Source organism: Streptomyces sp. NPDC048636, assembly GCF_040650655.1.
Lineage (GTDB): Bacteria > Actinomycetota > Actinomycetes > Streptomycetales > Streptomycetaceae > Streptomyces.
In genome coordinates, this window is sequence record NZ_JBEZHR010000012.1 from 166,637 (window position 1) to 182,990 (window position 16,354).

Below are 16,354 nucleotides of genomic sequence, written 5' to 3' on the forward strand. Positions count from 1 at the left end.
TGCCCCGTTCCCTCCTGACTCTTCATCACGTCCCGGTCACGATCGGTGAGTTGAAGCCGAAAGCGGTATTGCGACGTTCGGTTACGGGGCGTAGTACTGACGCACGGAACACGGCCGCGCGGGGGCCGGTCCATGGGAGGGAACACGGGGATGCACGTATCGCTTCGTACGAAGCGTTCCACGCGGGCCGCGGTGGCCCTGCTGTCGGTGGGAGCGCTCACACTCACCGCCGCGGGCTGCGGCGGTGACGACGGGGACGCGGCGGGCGGCAGTCCGCCCCCGGTCACCGTGAAGCTGCCCAGCCTCAAGGGTCAGAAGCTCCAGGTGACCGCGGTCTGGACAGGTACCGAGCAGGAGAACTTCACCAAGGTTCTGAAGGAGTTCGAGAAGCGCACCGGTGCCGAGGTGGCGTTCGTGCCCAGCGGTGACGACATGTCGGCCTTCGTCGGCTCGAAGATCGCCGGTGGCGCGCCGCCCGATGTGGCGATGGTCGGACAGGTCGGGGTGTTGCGCGAGTTCGCCCAGAAGGGCTGGGCCAAACCGGTCGACGCGGCCACCGAGGCACAGCTGAAGAAGAACTTCGCGAAGGGCTGGCGCGATCTGGGCGCCTGGAAGGGCACCCAGTACGGGGTGTATTTCAAGGCCAGCAACAAGTCCCTGGTCTGGTACAACACCTCGGCGTTCGACTACGCGGGCGCGAAGGAGCCGAAGACCTGGAAGGACTTCCTCGCCCAGGCCCAGCTGGTGTCCGACTCCGGAACCGACGCGATCTCCGTCGGCGGCCAGGACGGCTGGACGCTCACCGACTGGTTCGAGAACGTCTATCTCTCCCAGGCGGGCCCGGAGAAGTACGACCAGCTGGCCCAGCACAAGATCAAGTGGACCGATCCGTCCGTCACCGAGGCGCTGACCACCCTGGCCGAGCTGTGGGGCACCAAGGGGCTGCTCGCGGGCGGCAGGGACGGCGCGCTGCACACCGCGTTCCCGGACTCGGTCTCCAAGACCTTCGCCAACGCCGCGGAGCCGGAGGCGGGCATGGTCTTCGAAGGTGACTTCGTCGCGGCCAACGTGGCCGACGCGGGTGCGGAGCTCGACGCCGACGCCAAGGTGTTCCCCTTCCCGGCGGTGGGCGAGAAGCCTCCGGTGGTCACCGGTGGCGACGCGGCCGTGGCGCTGAAGCGGAGCAAGGCGGCGCAGGCGTTGCTGACCTTCCTCGCCTCCCCCGACGCGGCCCATATCTGGGCCGGTTCCGGGGGGTTCATCTCGGCGAACAAGTCGCTCGACCTCGGCACCTATCCCAACGCGCCGCTGCGCGATATCGCCAAGGCGCTGATCTCGGCGGGCGACGACTTCCGGTTCGACATGTCCGACCAGGCCCCGGCCTCCTTCGGCGGAAAGCCGGCCCAGGGCGAGTGGAAGGCGCTCCAGGACTTCCTCAAGAACCCGAGGAACGTCACCGGCATCCAGCGCCAGCTGGAGGCCGACGCGGCCAAGGCGTACCAGAACTGACGACCCGACCGGGAGATCCACATCATGTCGACCGCGACAGCGGACGGCGCGGCCACGCCTGGCCGGGCACCGTCCGTACCACCGGCTGAAGCACGCGACCGGAAAAAGAAGAAGGGTGTGATGGGCACCCGGCCGTGGCTGGCCGCGGTGTTCCTGCTGCCCGCGCTGGTCCTGCTCGGCGCGCTCGTCGTCTATCCGATCGGCTACTCCGTCTACCGCAGCTTCTTCGATGCGAGCGGCAACGGTTTCGTCGGCCTGGACAACTACCAGGAGATGTTCTCCGACGACGCGACCAAGACGGCGATCAAGAACAACATCATCTGGCTGATCCTGGCCCCCACCGTCTCCACCGCCCTCGGGCTGATCTTCGCCGTGCTCACCGAACGGATCCGCTGGGCGACCGCCTTCAAGCTGATCGTCTTCATGCCGATGGCGATCTCGATGCTGGCGGCGGGCATCATCTTCCGGCTGGTCTATGAGCAGGATCCGGACAAGGGCGTGGCCAACGCCATGTGGGTGAGCGTGCATGACTCGTTCACCGAGTCGCCGCCGTTCCCCGGCGCCCACCCCCGTCCGGACGCCGGGCTGATCGAGTCCTCGGGCGGCGCGTACACCACCTCGGCGACCGCGGAGCAGGGCTCCCCGTCCTCGATTCCGCTGGTGGCCGCCAAGCGGGACGACATCGGCGGGGCGCAGCCCGCGCACCGGGCGAAGCCCGAGCCGGGGAAGGTCACCGGCACCGTCTGGTTCGACTTCACCCGGGGCGGCCGCGGTGAACAGGGCGTCATCGACAAGGGCGAGAAGGGCATGGCCGACCTCAGGGTCGAGGCGGTCAAGGACGGCAAGGTGGTGGCCAAAGCCACCACCGCGGCGGACGGCACGTACACCCTTCCGGCCGGCGCGGAGGGGGCCCGACTCCGGCTGCCCGCCTGGAACTTCTCCGAGCCGTACAACGGGGTGGACTGGCTGGGCCCGTCCTTCGTCACCCCCGCCATCATCGGCTCCTACGTCTGGATCTGGGCGGGCTTCGCGATGGTGCTGATCGCGGCGGGCCTCGCCGGGGTGCCGCGTGAGCTGATGGAGGCCGCGCGGATGGACGGCGCCAGCGAATGGCAGGTGTTCCGGCGGATCACGGTGCCGCTGCTGGCTCCGGTGCTGTCGGTCGTGGTCGTCACGCTGATGATCAACGTGATGAAGATCTTCGACCTGGTCTACATCATCGCCCCGGGCCCCTCGCAGGACGACGCCAACGTACTGGCGCTCCAGTTGTTCCAGTCCTCCTTCGGAACCGATGTCAACCAGGGCCTCGGCAGCGCCATCGCGGTGTTCCTGCTGCTGCTCGTACTCCCCGTCATGTTCATCAACATCCGCCGCATCCGAAGGGAGAGCCGCCGATGACCAGTGCGGACACGGTCGTAACTGCGAAGCAGCCCCTCGTCGCACGGATCGCGGCCCGGGCCGGTGGCGGGGTGATGCGGGTCGCCCTGGTGCTGATCGGCCTGTTCTGGCTGATGCCCACCGCGGGGCTGCTGCTGTCCTCCCTGCGGGATCCGGCGGACGTGGACCTCTCCGGATGGTGGAAGGTCTTCACCGATCCCGGCCAGCTCACCTTCAGCGGCTACGACAAACTGCTGAGCAACCAGCAGATCACCGACTCCCTCTGGACCACCCTGGCGATCACCCTTCCGGCCACGCTGCTGGTGGTGGTGATCGGGGCGCTGGCGGGCTACGCCTTCGCCTGGATGGACTTCCCCGGCCGCGACTGGTGGTTCCTGCTGGTGGTCGGACTGCTGGTGGTGCCGGTACAGGTCGCCCTGATCCCGGTGGCCAAGCTCTTCGGCGAGGTCGGGATCTTCCAGACCACCACCGGCGTGGTGCTCTTCCACACCGCCTTCGGTCTGCCGTTCGCCGTCTTCCTGCTGCGCAACTTCTTCGCGGAGATCCCCCGGGAGCTGCTGGAGGCGGCGCGGCTGGACGGCGCCGGTGAGCTGCGGCTGTTCCTGCGGGTCGTGATGCCGCTGGGCGCTCCGGCCATCGCCTCGCTCGGCATCTTCCAGTTCCTGTGGGTGTGGAACGACATGCTGGTGGCCCTGATCTTCGCGGACAGCGGCAACCCGCCGATCACGGTCGCCCTCCAGCAGCAGGTCCGGCAGTTCGGCAACAACATCGACATCCTCGGCCCCGGTGCCTTCGTGTCGATGGTGATCCCGCTGGCGGTCTTCTTCGCCTTCCAGCGCCAGTTCGTGGCGGGCGTGATGGCGGGCGCGGTGAAATAACCGCCCCCTCTCGTAGGCCAGCGGCCCGGCACCCCTCCCAAGGGGCGCGCCGGGCCGCCCCCTGTTCCGGTCATGGCACATCGCATTCCGCCCATACCGTCTTGCCGACGGGGAGACGAGGCGTCGTACCCCAGCGGGTGGCCAGCACATCCACCAGAAACAGGCCACGGCCCGACTCCTCGTCGGTCGTCGGCGTCTGCGGAGCGGCCGGGAGGCAGTCCTCACGGGCGTCCGAGACCTCGATACGGATCGTCCGCGCCGAGGGTTCGCAGACGAGCCGGAGACGGAAGTCCCGCCCGGGTACGCGGCCGTGGCGTACGGCGTTGGAGGCCAGCTCCGCCACCAGGAGGGCCACCGTGCAGGAAGCGTCCGACGCGGGCGGATAACCCCACTCCGCCATGCGCCGCACGGCGAGCCGTCGAGCGAGGTGCGCTGCGCGCGGCGTGGCGGGTAACTGGCGGATGAGTTCTCGGAGCTCGGGCTCGCGCTCGGGGTCCGGTGCCGTGGTCGGCTTCAGCACGGTGTTGTCCATTTCCGTCCGATCGATAATCCGTGACGCCATCAGTCGTCAGGCGGCACGGGCTGTGGGTAGCTGCGTTACCCACGTCGTCACCTCGGTCAGGTGCTCGGGTTGCAGCCCGAGGCGCGGGTCGGGCTGCACGAGGAGGGTCCCTGTTCCCCTGGCAGCGCGCTCTGCGGCCCAGGCGTGGTCGAGGCCGGTGAAGTCGTCGTCAATCCACACAGCGGGGGCGTCGCCAAGCCAGGCGTCGACGTGGTCGCGCTTCCACAGGTAGCCGTTGGGGTGGCTGGTGGTGATCTGCGGGCGCGGCAGGTCGATGCACGGCAGCGTCGGGAGGCCCAGGAGGGGCCCGATGAGGGTGGTGGCGTCCTGGCGCCAGCTGGTGCACCAGACCGGGGTGACCGAGCCAATGCCGATGACGTCCATGAGCAGGCGGCCGTGGTCGGGGTTGAGCCAGACGGTGAGCGGGTTGTCGGCGCTCCGGCCGGTGGGGACGACGTCGTGGCGGGCGTGCGTGGCCGGGATCGAGCCGTCCGAGTTGGGGAAGGGGATGAGGACGCCGTCGATGTCGAGAAGCAGGTAGGGCTGGCGCATCGGTCCTCCATGGGCCGGATGAACGCGGCTGTCAGAGCTTGCGGGCGCGGAGCAGCAAGGTGGTGGGCCAGTGGCCCATGAGGGGGTCGCGGAACTCCTGGGCAGAGGTGAGCCGGAAGCCCGCCCGGCTGAGGTGCTTCTCCCACCGGGCCATGGAGAACTCCCAGCGGGCAATGGGGAGCCGGGTGCGGTCGGGAAGGGTGACGTAGTCGCGGCGGGGCCGGTCGTCGCCGGAAGGGCTTCGACCGCCACGCTCCGGGTGGGGGACGGAGAAGGCGAGCACTCGTCCGGGCGCGAGGCGCTGGGCGATGGCCTGGAGCAGGAGCTCGGGGGTGACGAGGCCGATGGCGCCGAAAACGGAGTAGATCGCGTCGAACTGCTCCTCGGAGGCTTGCAGATAGTGCAGTGCGTGCCCGGCGACGAAGATGAGGTTGGTCAGCCGTCCGTAGTGGGAGCGGGCGCGGCGGACCTGGAGCCCGATCAGGTCGACGCCGGTGATGTGGGAGCCGTGGCGGGTGGCGAGGTGGGCGGCGTTGTGGCCGGGGCCGCAGCCGAGCTCCAGGAGCCGCTTGCCGTGCAGGTCGGGGCCGAGGACGTCGGCTCCGGGCCCTTGACCAGGTCGAGTGGTCCACTCCATCCGGGCAGGTACGGCCAGGGGTTCGGCGAGTCCGGCGGCGGTGCGCTGGAGGGCATGGGTGTGCCATGGGGATGCCTGGGCGAGCACGTCAGATCTCCAGGAGGTGGAGGACGTCGGTGAGGTGGCGGCGGACGGCCTTGGCGTAGGCGGGGTCGGTGGCCGGGTCGTCGATCCAGCGAATGGACTGCTCCATGAACCACTCGACGGCCCACATGCGGTGCCATCCCAAAGCCCAGTTCTCGGCGGTGAGCCCGCCGCGCGGGGCGAGGGCGTCGGGGGTACCGCCGGCGGTGACGTACTGCTCCAGGAAGACGCGCAGGCGTACGGGGTGTGGGGGTTCGATGGTGCCGTGCCAGCTGGCGAGGTCGAGCAGGCCGGGGCCGGTGAAGGCGCGGGCGAAGTCGAGCAGCCGCCACCCGCGCTCGCCGATGTGGAGGCTGGTGGAGTGGAATTCGGAGTGCACCCAGCCGAAGGGCGCCGTCGGGGCTCCGGCCGAGCGGGCCTCGGCGGCTCGGGCGATCTTCTCGAGCGCGTCCTCGACGTCGTCGGCGTCCTGCCACCGGTCGGCCTTGCGCAGCCGTTCGAGATGCTCCATCGCCCGGGTCGGCAGCCTCCGCAGCCGGTCCTGGTCGAGAACAGGCAAGGGCGGGGCCGTACGGGTGCCGTGCAGGACCACGGCGGCTGCGACGCCGTCGAGATCATCGGCCTCGCGGACGGACGGTCCGAGGTCCTCCATGAGCATGCCGAGCCAACCGCCCAGAACGGCGGAGGCGTGGACCTTCGGGACGGGAACGCCGAGGGTGTGGGCCAGGCGGAGAGCCTGGTCCTCGCTGTCAAAGGGCTTCTTGGCGTACTTGAAGACGGCCGTGGAGCCGTCGGGGAAGGTCACGCGCTCGACTCCGGACATGGACCACACGCGCACCTCCTCCCTTACGGCGGTGGCCTGACCGACCACGGTGAGCAGGTTGTCGAGGAGTTCGGTGCTGGGGTTCGGGCTCATTGGGGCTCCGGTCAGTGGGAGGCGTCCGGGGCGGGGCGAAAAGCGTCGGCCCGCCCCGGAGCCTGATCGGGTGGCGGGTTACGCGGCGGGGTTCACGCGGTGGGCGTAGACCTGCTCGATCCAGCCAGCCTTGAAGGCGGCCAGGTCATCGCGGAAGTTGGCCATCGAGGCACCGTAGGGCGCGACGACGCCGCCGGCTTGGTCCGGCACGGACTGGCAGCCGTGCACGAGCCGGCCGCCGAGCGCCGTGTGGGCCTTGATGGACTCGATCCGGCGGTGCTCGTTGAACCAGCCGCCGTGGTAGACCTCGTCGAGCATGCCGCCCATCTCGTCGCCCAGGTCAAAGACGACGGAGGTGGCGGCGGGGAAGAACCAGCACGGGCCGACGTTGGAGATGTGCCCGTCGAGCTCGACCTTGTTGAGCGCCATGAACGTGGCCGCCTCGCGGAGCATCCGCAGGTGCTCGGCGGTGACCTGTGGGAGTCCGAGACCGGCGAGGTGCTCGTCACGGAAGAGGTGGGCGTACACCTCGTACGCGGTGGCCAGGACACGGGCCGCGTCGGAGGTGGACTCTCCGTGCTGCTTGATGAAGTCGAGCGCGAGCTGCTCGACCGCGCTCTCGGTCGTCTCGTCCACACCGAGGAGCTGGGACTTGACCAGCTCCCAGTCGGCGACGAGCCAGCTGTTCGACTCGAAGCGGAAGAAGTACTCGGCCGGGTCGATCGTGATGCACCGGTTGTCGACCTGGATGCCGGGCAGGCGGCTCCAGCGCGGGTCGAACGCCTCGGGCAGTTCGACCGTGATGGCCTGGGTGTCGATGGTGGTCACCGTGTCTCCGTCTCTGGTCGGCCGGGATTCGGGCGCGGGAATGCCCGAGCCCGGTGGGGCGTACGGAACTTGGGGGCCGCCCCGGCCCGGGGGCATCTGTCGACAAGTGAACCGTCCACTACGCAGAGTGGGTACGGTGTGACGGAGTCGAAGCGGTATACGCGGTTTACAGCTCCGGACGGAGGAACGTGCCAGCGTCGAAGAAGCCCAACTCACGCCTGTCCGAAACCATCCATGCTGCTGGATGCACCTACGAGGCACTGGCCAAGGACGTACGCCGGATCGCGGCAGAGAACGGCGAACTCCTCCAGACCAACAAGTCGGCCGTCTCTCACTGGGCGAACGGCACGCGCACGCCCTCCGGTCGGGCAGGCCAGTACCTCGCAGAAGCCCTCTCCCGTCGATTGGGCCGCGTCGTCACTCAGACCGAGATCGGCCTCCACGTCGGTGATGCCGAGGCGCCGGCGGAATCCGACCCCGTCCTCGCCGTCACCGACCTGGGCCGCGCCGACGTCGAACGCCGCCGCTTCCTCGCCGTTGCGGCATTCACCACAGCTGGCGTCGCCATGCCGCTCCTGCACGACCACGAGGCCACTGCCCGGGTCCTCCGTGCCCGCACCGGCCGTTCTCTTGTCGGAGCGGAGGACATCGATGTTGTACGCCAGATCACTGCGGCCTTCAGCTCCGCGGACGAACGCCTCGGTGGCGGCCACGGCCTGACCACCGTCACCGCGTACCTCGCCGACACGGCGGCTCCGATGCTCCGTGGACGCTTCTCTTCGGAACCCTTACGCCGAGCAGCCTTCGGTGCCGTGGCCGAACTCGCTTACCTGGCCGGATGGAAACACCACGACCTGGGCCAGGAGGGTGCTGCCCAGAGCTACTACCACGTGGGCTACCAGCTCGCCTGCGAGGCTGATCCGCACGGTCATGCCGCCTGGATGATGCGCTCTCTGGCTCACCAAGCCCTGAAGCTCAAGCAGCCTCACCACTGCGTCGACCTTGTCGAGGGGGCTCTTGCCCGCGGAGTCGGCCATGTCGACGGACAGACCGAGGCACTGCTCCACATCACACATGCCCGCGCCTGCGCTGCTGTCGGCGAGAACGCTTCGGCCAGCCGTGCTCTTCTCGCTGCGGAGGATGCGCTCCTCCGAGAGGACGGGCCACAGCCCAGTTTTTCCCTTTTGAGCGGTCCAGCCGCGGGCACCGTGGCCAGCCACACGGCCAAGGCACTGACCGAGATGAAAGACTTCGTCGGTACGGAACAGCAGCATCGCGATGCTCTCACCCGCTGGGACCCGATCAAGTTCAAGCGCGTGCACGTTCTCACCTACGCCGACTTGGGCGACAGCCTTGCCGACCAGGCCCGTGCCGACGAGGCGGTGGCCTCATGGGCCCAAGCGCTCAGCCTCATGGACGGGATGACGTCCGACCGCGCCCGTAAGGCAATGACCTCGATCCGCCCCACCCTGGCGGTCTACCAGCGTCGCAGAGTTCCCGGGGCTGCGGACCTCGCCCGCCACGCCCGTGAGGCCCTCGCCTGACGTATCCGGACCTGCTGGGGAAGAGGTGGCCGCCGAGGCCCAGCAGACTGAGCCCCTGCGTTCTCACCGGCGCTCGAATCGATGACCCCGCTGGTTGCCGCCGTCATCGTCCACGACAAGGCCACCAACCGCGTCGTCCTCCTCCAGCGCAGCGAAAAGGCCAAGTTCGCCCAGCGCATGTGGGACCTCCCGGTCGGCAAGAGCGAGCCCGGTGAGCCCATCACAGAGACAGCGGTTCGGGAGCTCTACGAGGAGACCGGCCTCACTGTGAAGCCCGAGTCCCTCAAGGTCGCCCACATCATCCACGGCGCCTGGGGCGTCGAAGCCCCCAACGGCTTCCTCACCGTCGTCTTCGCCGCCCACGAATGGACCGGTGAACCCGAGAACCGCGAACCCCGCAAGCACTCCCAGGTCCGCTGGGTCGATGCCGACGCCATCCCTGAGGACTTCGTGGACACCACCTTCAGCGCACTCCACCGGCATCTCACGGGAGGCCCGCAGGTCTCCTTTGATGGCTGGTGATAAGGATGCCGCCTGCGGCCGGCCACCGCCCCTGAGTCGGCCGGGAGCCGGTCGCCATCGGTCCTCCCGCCCCGCCGGACCCCCGCCTACTGGGGCCCGGTGGGCCACGAACTCCCCCAAAGAACCGGGATAGAGAACTACCCGCCCACCCACCCTTCCTTCCGGTCACCCGTACGAGTGACCGGCTTGCGGGCCGCGCACACCGGTCGTTACGTTCACCGCAACAACCGCAAACAGACAACGGCCCCCGGCCGGGACTGGCATCCCGATCGAGGGCCTGACCGATCAGGAAGCAGGACCTTCCCGATGGCTGACCCGCAGTCTAACGCGCCCGCGCGCGCCGACGCCGGAGCTCCGACCTCCGGCGTGATCCACATCCGCACCCGCCTCACCGCCGACTTCACCGTCATCGCCAACGCCCTCGCACAGCGGCGCGGAAGCGCGGTCACGATCGGTGTCGCGGCGTACATCGCCTCCCTGCCCGACGGTGCGCCCGTGAGCATCGCCGCACTGTGCGAGCACTTCACCGAGGGCGAGATCCTGATCTCCCGCGCTTTACGGGAGTTGGAGTCCGCCGGCTACCTGGAACGACGGCGGGAACGCGGCCCCGGGGGCCTCATCCGCACCCGGACCTACTTCCACGACGTACCGGGCGGTGGCGCACCCGCTCCACCGCGTCCCCGCACACCCGCCCCACCACGTCCGGTGCGGGAGGCACCCGCCGCGCGTACGGCACGGCGCACGCCCGAACCGGAAGCCACTGCCGAGTCCGGCCCCGTTCCCTCACGCACCGAGGTCGACGAGCGGGCCATCACCGTCCTGGCCTCACTGCGCGTCGCCGACCCCCGGCTCGTCCTGTCCCGCCGGGACGTCGTCGAACTAGCTCCCGCCGTAGCCCAATGGCTCTCCGCCGGGGTGGGACCCGCGCAGATCACCCGTGCGCTCACCGCGGGACTCCCCGACCGCCTGCTGACCCGCCCGGCCCGCATCCTCGCCTACCGCCTCAGCGAGCCCCCGCTCCCCGTGCCCACCGCCCCAGCCAGTGCGCCACCCACCCTCCCCCTGCGGACCTGCGACGGCTGCGACCGTGCCTTCCGCTCCGCGAACGGCGGCCGTTGCCGCGACTGCCGAGCCGCATCCAACGCGCCCACGACCACCGCCTCCGGCGAGGGCCTGCGCACGGCCTGCTGAGCAGATGACGCTCCCCGGCAAGTTTCGGCAAGTTCCTCGCTCCGGTTCGCAACGACGGGCAAGCTCGGGCATGGAGAGCGTTACGGGCATCCGAGGAGGACATCATGGCCCTACGTAGGCTCGGTAAAGATCCGGAGAGTCCCAGCGGTGGTTCCCCCACGGTCGACCTGGACGAGGAGAAGGACAACTACCTCGTGCAGGGGTGGAAGGTGGAAGACGCTGAGCGGCTGGGGCAGATGGACATCCCCGGTCACGAGACAGTGGTGGAAATCCCCCGGCGCATGGTGCAGTACTTCTTGGAGGTGAAGAAGGGTGACCAGAACCCCGACGTTTGAGGAGCTGTTCCGCGAGTGCCGACGAACCGCGGTCCACTTGGAGATGCGCGACTCCTACATGAAGTTGGACCCTGCCTTCGTCGACTGGAAGGCCGGTGAGGTCCTCGACCCCGCCGAGCGCTGGGCCGACTGGCACACCATCGTCACGGAAGCGGCTTCGCGAGACGTCGAGGTCCGTCGAGCCCGCATCGTCTCGACCCCCGTCAGCGAGTACATCCGCTTCGAGTACGACGTGACGGACGGGCTGAACATCGCTGCTGGTGAAGAGGTGCGCTGGCTCACCCGGCGCAACGCAACCGACCTCGCACTTCCGGGGAACGACTTCTGGCTGTTCGACTCGGGGCTCGTCCTCGTCAACCATTTCGACGGCGAAGGCGAGAACATGGAGATGGAACTCACGGAGGACGCGGAGGTGGTGAAGCTGTGCGAGTCGGCCTTCGAGGCCGTGTGGAAACGGGCGACGCCACACGCGCAGTTCGAGTTGGCCTGACAGACCTCCAGCACCTGCACTCCGACATGATCGGTGGACTTTCACGGTGCAGACGTTAGAGGCGGCCGCCCGCTTACCTGCCCTCGGTATCCAAGAGCGGAGCGACAGAGCCTAGTCTCGGCCGCGGATCATCGACATCAGCAGCCCGTGGGTCTCGGCGTCCGCGGCCGCCACAAGCCCTCGGCCCGTCCGCCCGATCGGGGCGCCGTCGATTCCGGTGACGACGCAGCCGGCGGCCCGGCACAGGGCGATACCGGCGGCGAAGTGCACGCTCCCGGAGAGGTCACCGCCGTCGGTGACGTACGCGGCGCGCTTGCCGGCCGCGACCCAGGCCAACGCCAGGGTCGTGGACACGACCCGCGGCCGGAACCGCTCGAGGAACTCGGGGTGGGCCAGCAGCTCCACGGCGCGGAATCCGGGCGCCGCCCGGGAACGGCGGATCCAGGTTGACGTCCACCAGCCGGGTGGCCGGGGTGGGCGCCAGCCGCTCGTCGGCCCCGTCGTGCCGCACCCAGGCGGTTGTGCCGTCGGTGAAGAAGACCTCGCCGCTGAACGGGTCGGCCACCGCCGCCGCCCCGTCGCGCAGCGCCACGTTGACGGCCACCAGCATGTTGCCGACGGCGTAGTTCAGCGTGCCGCACAAGGGATCCACCAGCCACTGGCGCACGGCGTCGGCCGCACCCCGCTGTCCGCCCTCCTCGCCGAGGATCGCGTCATCGGGCCGAGCGGCGCGGAGGACGCCGAGGATCGCCTCCTCGGCCTGCACATCGGCGGCGGTCGCGAAGTCCCCGGCGCCCTTGTCGATGCGGGTGAGCCGCCGGCCGTACAGGGTGCGGACCACGTCCGCACCGGCGACTGCCCCGGCTATCGCCACCTCGGCATCGCCGGAACTCGCGGATGACGCGGATGAGTTGATCATGCTGTGCAGCGTACCGAGGCGAACGCGGGTTGACCCTCACGTCGCGTGAGGCTGGAGCGTGGAGCGCATGAGTGACTACTACGAGGCGTTCGAGATGAGCCCCGTGCCCGCCCCCGGCCCGGACGCGGTTCCGCCGGAGCCGTTCCGTGGCATCTACGGAATGCCCGCGTTCGTGACGATCCCCACGAGCGATCTGGCGGCGTCGGTGGACTTCTGGGTGCGTGGGCTCGGGTTCTTCGAGCTGTTCGGCATCCCCGGCAGGCTGGTGCATCTGCGCCGGTGGGCGTTCCAGGACGTACTCCTCGTCCCGGCGGCGAGCGTTCCGGAGCGGGCACCGGCGATGCGCCTCAGTTTCGCGTGTGTGCTCAGCCAGGTCGATTCGATCGTCGAGGCATGCCGTGCGGTGCGCCCGGACTCGGTCGAGGGGCCACGGGACACCCCCTGGAACACCCGCGATGTGGAAGTGATCACCCCCGAGAACGCACGGATCGTCTTCACCGCGGCGAAGCCGCTCGATCCGGCCAGTCAGGAGGCACGGAACCTTGAAGCCATCGGAATCACCCCACCGGGCACCGGTCGCGGCGACGACAATAATGAGGAGCATGGCTGATGCCAGTGACGCCGAGGGCCTGACCGTCGGGCAGGTCTCGACGCGTCTGGGCGTGACGGTCCGCGCGCTGCACCACTGGGACGAGATCGGTCTGGCGCGGCCGTCGCTGCGCACGGCCGCCGGATACCGGCTCTACACCGCCGGTGATCTGGAACGTCTGCACCGCATCGGCGTCTACCGTGAGCTCGGTCTCGGCCTGGACAGGATCGGGGCCCTCCTGGACGACTCGACCACGGATGTGTCCGGCGCGTTGCGCGCGCAGCGCGCCCAGGTCGTGGAACGGATCGACCACCTCCAGCGGCTCGGCGCCGGACTGGACCGGATGATCGAGGCCCATGAGCGCGGTCTGCTGCTGACCGTCGAGCAACAGGCCGCGATCTTCGGCCCCGAGTGGAACCCGGACTGGCTCGCCCAGGCCCGTCGGCACTACGGACACACCACGCAGTGGACGCAGTACGCCGAACGCGCGGCCGCGCGCGGTCCGGAGGAGTGGCAGGCCATCACCGACGCGGTGGCCGGGCTCGACCGCGCCCTCGGGGAGGCGATGGACGCCGGTGTCACACCCGGTAGTCCGGAGGCGCATCAGCTCGTCGAGCGGCACCGCGAGGTCTTCGCCGCGTACTTTCCCCTCACCAGGCAGATGCAGGTCTGTCTCGGGCGCAAGTACGAGGCCGATCCGGAATTCGCCGCCCACTACGACGGCATCCGCCCCGGCCTCGCCAGCTGGTTCCGTCGGATCGTCGACGCCAGCGCACGCGCCCACGGCATCGACCCGGACACCGCGACCTGGCAGGAGACCCCCGGAGCGGACGGCCCGGACACCGCGACCCGGCAGTAGCCCCCCCCTCCCCCCCCCCCCGGGGAGCGGGCGGCCCGGCCCCCGCGGCGGACGGGCCGCCCCGGGGCGGACGCGCCGGGCGTTGGGCCGATCGAGGGCACTTTGCGGCCTCCACCGCCACGCCGCCCCGCCCCGCACCCGACGTTCAGATGATGGTGTGAGAAACCATTCGCACCGCGTCGACCGATGGGATCCCCCGTGCCCCGGTTCAGCGTCATCGTGCCCGCATACGAGGTGCAGGCATACCTCCACGACTGTCTGCGCTCCGTCCTGGACCAGGACTTCGCGGACTTCGAGCTGATCGCGGTCGACGACCACTCCCCCGACGCGTGCGGGGCCATCATCGACGAGGTCGCGGCCCGCGACCCCCGGGTCCGGCCGGTGCACCTCGGCGAGAACGCCGGGCTCGGCCGCGCCCGCAACGCCGGGATCCGCCGGGCCACCGGCGACTACCTGATCTTCCTCGACGGGGATGACAGCCTCGCCCCCGGCGCCCTGCGCGCCATCGCCGACCGGCTGGTCCGCACCGGCGATCCCCAGGTGCTGGTCTATGACTACGCCCGGGTGGACTGGACCGGTCTGGCCACCCGGAACGTCCGCGCCGAGCTGCTGCGCCAGGACGGCCCGCAGGTCTTCACCCTGGACCAGCGGCCGGAGCTGCTGCGGCTGCTGATGGTGGCGTGGAACAAGGCGTACCGCCGCGATTTCATCCGCGCCGAGGGCTTCGCCTTCCCGTCCGGCTTCTACGAGGACACTCCCTGGACCTTTCCGGTCCTGCTGTCCGCCGGGTCCATCGCCGTACTGGACCGGGTGTGTGTGCGCTACCGGCAGCGGCGGCGCGGCGGGATCCTGCGCACCACCAGCCGCCGTCACCTCGATGTGTTCGACCAGTACGAACGGGTCTTCCGGTTCCTGGACGGTCGGCCCGAGCTGGCGCACTGGCGTCCGGCGCTGTTCCAGCGGATGGTGGACCACTTCGCGGCGGTCTTCAGCGCGCCGGGACGGCTTCCGGCCGGGTCCCGCGCCGAGTTCTTCCGGCGGGCGGGCGCCCATCACCGCCGCTACCGCCCCGGTGACGCCACCACCCCGCCCGGCCGCGCCTGGTGGCGCTGTCTGCTGCTGCGGCTGGGCGCCCGGCGGGTGTTCCAGTTCCTGCGCGGCGCCGACCGGGTGCGGCGGCGGGCCGTGGCGCTGACCCCCGTGGTGTACGCGCGGCTGCGGAACGCCGTGCTGTGGCTGCACTACCGGGCGCAGCTGTGCCGTCCCGTCGATCCCCGGCTCGCGGTGTTCGCCGCGTACTGGCACCGGGGCTACACCTGCAACCCGGCGGCGATCGAGGCGAAGGTGCGGGAGCTGGTCCCGGGGGTGCGCACCGCCTGGATCACCACCGCCGAGTACGCGGACAGCCTGCCGCCCGGGGTGCGCCGGATCCAGCCCGGCTCGCCCGCGTACTGGACGGCGCTGGCCCGGGCCCGGTTCCTGGTCAACAACGTCAACTTCACGCCCCGGATGCGGAAGCGGCCCGGGCAGATCCATCTCCAGACCCACCACGGCACCCCGCTCAAGCACATGGGTCTCGATCTGCTGGACCGTCCGGCCGCCGCGCGCGGTATGGACTTCGGCAAGCTGCTGGAGCGGGTGGACCGCTGGGACTTCAGCCTCTCCGCCAACCGTCACACCACTCTGACCTGGGAGCGGGTCTATCCCTCCGGCTACACCACGCTCGCCTACGGCTCCCCGCGCAATGATGTCTTCCAGCGCGCCACCGCCACGGATGTGGCCCGGCTGCGGGAGCGGCTGGGCATCCCGGCGGACAGCACCGCCGTGCTCTACGCGCCCACCCACCGCGACTACCAGCGCGGCTTCGTACCCCGTCTGGACCTGGAACGGGTGGCCTCCGCGCTGGGCCCCGGCTTCACCTTCCTGGTCCGGCCGCACTACTTCTACGGAGCCGGGCCCCGTCCGCGCGGCACCGGCCGGGTCATCGACGTCTCGGCGCACATCAGCGTCGAGGAGCTGTGCCTGGCCGCCGACGCGCTGATCACGGACTACTCGTCGATCATGTTCGACTACGCCAACCTCGACCGCCCGATCGTCATCCACGCCGACGACTGGGACGCCTACCGCGCCACCCGCGGCACCTACTTCGACATCACCGCCCATCCGCCCGGCCCGGTCTCCCGCTCCGAGACCGAGCTGATCTCCCTGTTCGCCACGGACGCCTGGTACGGCGCGCGGGCCGGTGCGCAACGCGCCGCCTTCCGGGCCCACTTCTGCCCGTACGACGACGGCCGGGCGGCCGAACGCGTGGTGCGCCGGGTGTTCCTGGGCCAGCCCGCCGAACTCCTGCCGTCCGTGGTGCCGCTGGCCAAGCGCCGCCCCGCCCCGGCCGCCCACCTCCCCACCGCCGTGGTGGCCGGTCCGTCCCCGGCGGACGCCTCGCCCGCGGGAGCGTCCGCCACGGCCGCCGCGCTCCCCCACCGGAGCCGCCGCCACTAGACCCGCCCAGGCCGCCCGCTCAAGACCCGCCCCCGGCCGCCC

At 70.1% G+C, this 16,354-nt stretch carries 16 protein-coding genes and 1 pseudogene; 11 read left to right on the plus strand and 6 right to left on the minus strand.

The genetic code is table 11. The features are described 5' to 3' along the window. The first annotated feature begins 150 nt into the window (after positions 1 to 150). The 3 genes from AB0C66_RS27935 to AB0C66_RS27945 all read left to right on the plus strand — a co-directional run bounded on the left by AB0C66_RS27935 (position 151) and on the right by AB0C66_RS27945 (position 3,785). Positions 151 to 1,509, plus strand: coding sequence for an ABC transporter substrate-binding protein (locus tag AB0C66_RS27935; RefSeq protein ID WP_362444282.1), 1,359 nt, complete (start codon positions 151 to 153; stop codon positions 1,507 to 1,509). A 120-nt stretch (positions 1,510 to 1,629) separates the two neighbouring features. After that, entirely contained in the window at positions 1,630 to 2,907 is a 1,278-nt protein-coding gene (locus AB0C66_RS27940; RefSeq protein ID WP_362444285.1) for a sugar ABC transporter permease, read from the plus strand. Next, positions 2,904 to 3,785, plus strand: a complete 882-nt coding sequence (locus tag AB0C66_RS27945) for a carbohydrate ABC transporter permease (protein WP_362444288.1) — start codon at positions 2,904 to 2,906, stop codon at positions 3,783 to 3,785. Before AB0C66_RS27940 ends, AB0C66_RS27945 begins: the two co-directional genes overlap by 4 nt. Positions 3,786 to 3,855: 70 nt before the next feature. On the opposite strand, the gene AB0C66_RS27950 is transcribed toward AB0C66_RS27945, so the two are convergent. The 5 genes from AB0C66_RS27950 to AB0C66_RS27970 all read right to left on the minus strand — a co-directional run bounded on the left by AB0C66_RS27950 (position 3,856) and on the right by AB0C66_RS27970 (position 7,364). Further along, positions 3,856 to 4,317, minus strand: a complete 462-nt coding sequence (locus AB0C66_RS27950; RefSeq protein WP_362444291.1) for an ATP-binding protein — start codon at positions 4,315 to 4,317, stop codon at positions 3,856 to 3,858. Between the two features lie 36 nt (positions 4,318 to 4,353). Then, a complete protein-coding gene (locus tag AB0C66_RS27955; protein WP_362444294.1) occupies positions 4,354 to 4,899 on the minus strand; it encodes an HAD domain-containing protein in 546 nt (181 codons plus the stop codon). A 31-nt stretch (positions 4,900 to 4,930) separates the two neighbouring features. Further along, the gene (locus AB0C66_RS27960) at positions 4,931 to 5,623 is read right to left on the minus strand and encodes a class I SAM-dependent methyltransferase (RefSeq protein WP_362444297.1); all 693 of its coding nucleotides are present in this window, start codon (positions 5,621 to 5,623) and stop codon (positions 4,931 to 4,933) included. A 1-nt stretch (position 5,624) separates the two neighbouring features. Further along, positions 5,625 to 6,536, minus strand: coding sequence for an aminoglycoside phosphotransferase family protein (locus AB0C66_RS27965; protein ID WP_362444300.1), 912 nt, complete (start codon positions 6,534 to 6,536; stop codon positions 5,625 to 5,627). Between the two features lie 78 nt (positions 6,537 to 6,614). Continuing rightward, the gene (locus AB0C66_RS27970; RefSeq protein WP_362444303.1) at positions 6,615 to 7,364 is read right to left on the minus strand and encodes a hypothetical protein; all 750 of its coding nucleotides are present in this window, start codon (positions 7,362 to 7,364) and stop codon (positions 6,615 to 6,617) included. A gap of 188 nt (positions 7,365 to 7,552) precedes the next feature. Here AB0C66_RS27970 and AB0C66_RS27975 point away from each other — a divergent pair, with 188 nt between their 5' ends. From AB0C66_RS27975 to AB0C66_RS27995, 5 genes are all read left to right on the plus strand, one after another. After that, complete coding sequence (locus tag AB0C66_RS27975; RefSeq protein ID WP_362444306.1) at positions 7,553 to 8,908, plus strand: tetratricopeptide repeat protein; 1,356 nt, start codon at positions 7,553 to 7,555, stop codon at positions 8,906 to 8,908. Between the two features lie 81 nt (positions 8,909 to 8,989). Beyond that, the gene (locus AB0C66_RS27980; RefSeq protein ID WP_362444309.1) at positions 8,990 to 9,430 is read left to right on the plus strand and encodes an NUDIX domain-containing protein; all 441 of its coding nucleotides are present in this window, start codon (positions 8,990 to 8,992) and stop codon (positions 9,428 to 9,430) included. 306 nt (positions 9,431 to 9,736) lie between these two features. Then, the gene (locus AB0C66_RS27985; protein ID WP_362444312.1) at positions 9,737 to 10,621 is read left to right on the plus strand and encodes a hypothetical protein; all 885 of its coding nucleotides are present in this window, start codon (positions 9,737 to 9,739) and stop codon (positions 10,619 to 10,621) included. A gap of 104 nt (positions 10,622 to 10,725) precedes the next feature. Beyond that, positions 10,726 to 10,956 carry a hypothetical protein gene (locus AB0C66_RS27990; RefSeq protein ID WP_362444315.1) on the plus strand — a complete coding sequence of 77 codons (231 nt, stop codon included), beginning with the start codon at positions 10,726 to 10,728 and terminating at the stop codon, positions 10,954 to 10,956. Further along, the gene (locus tag AB0C66_RS27995) at positions 10,934 to 11,446 is read left to right on the plus strand and encodes a DUF6879 family protein (protein WP_362444318.1); all 513 of its coding nucleotides are present in this window, start codon (positions 10,934 to 10,936) and stop codon (positions 11,444 to 11,446) included. The genes AB0C66_RS27990 and AB0C66_RS27995 overlap by 23 nt, the downstream gene beginning before the upstream one ends. A gap of 111 nt (positions 11,447 to 11,557) precedes the next feature. On the opposite strand, the pseudogene AB0C66_RS28000 reads toward AB0C66_RS27995, so the two are convergent. Further along, positions 11,558 to 12,365, minus strand: a pseudogene (locus tag AB0C66_RS28000) (inositol monophosphatase family protein). Positions 12,366 to 12,432: 67 nt separating this feature from the next. On the opposite strand from AB0C66_RS28000, the gene AB0C66_RS28005 reads away from it, so the two are divergent. The 3 genes from AB0C66_RS28005 (at position 12,433) to AB0C66_RS28015 (ending at position 16,312) form a co-directional block, all read left to right on the plus strand. Further along, positions 12,433 to 12,975 (plus strand): VOC family protein, encoded by a 543-nt coding sequence (locus AB0C66_RS28005; protein WP_362444321.1) that lies wholly within the window; start codon positions 12,433 to 12,435, stop codon positions 12,973 to 12,975. Continuing rightward, a complete protein-coding gene (locus tag AB0C66_RS28010; RefSeq protein ID WP_362444324.1) occupies positions 12,968 to 13,813 on the plus strand; it encodes a MerR family transcriptional regulator in 846 nt (281 codons plus the stop codon). The genes AB0C66_RS28005 and AB0C66_RS28010 overlap by 8 nt, the downstream gene beginning before the upstream one ends. A gap of 198 nt (positions 13,814 to 14,011) precedes the next feature. Next, positions 14,012 to 16,312, plus strand: coding sequence for a bifunctional glycosyltransferase family 2 protein/CDP-glycerol:glycerophosphate glycerophosphotransferase (locus AB0C66_RS28015; protein WP_362444327.1), 2,301 nt, complete (start codon positions 14,012 to 14,014; stop codon positions 16,310 to 16,312). Positions 16,313 to 16,354: the final 42 nt, after the last annotated feature.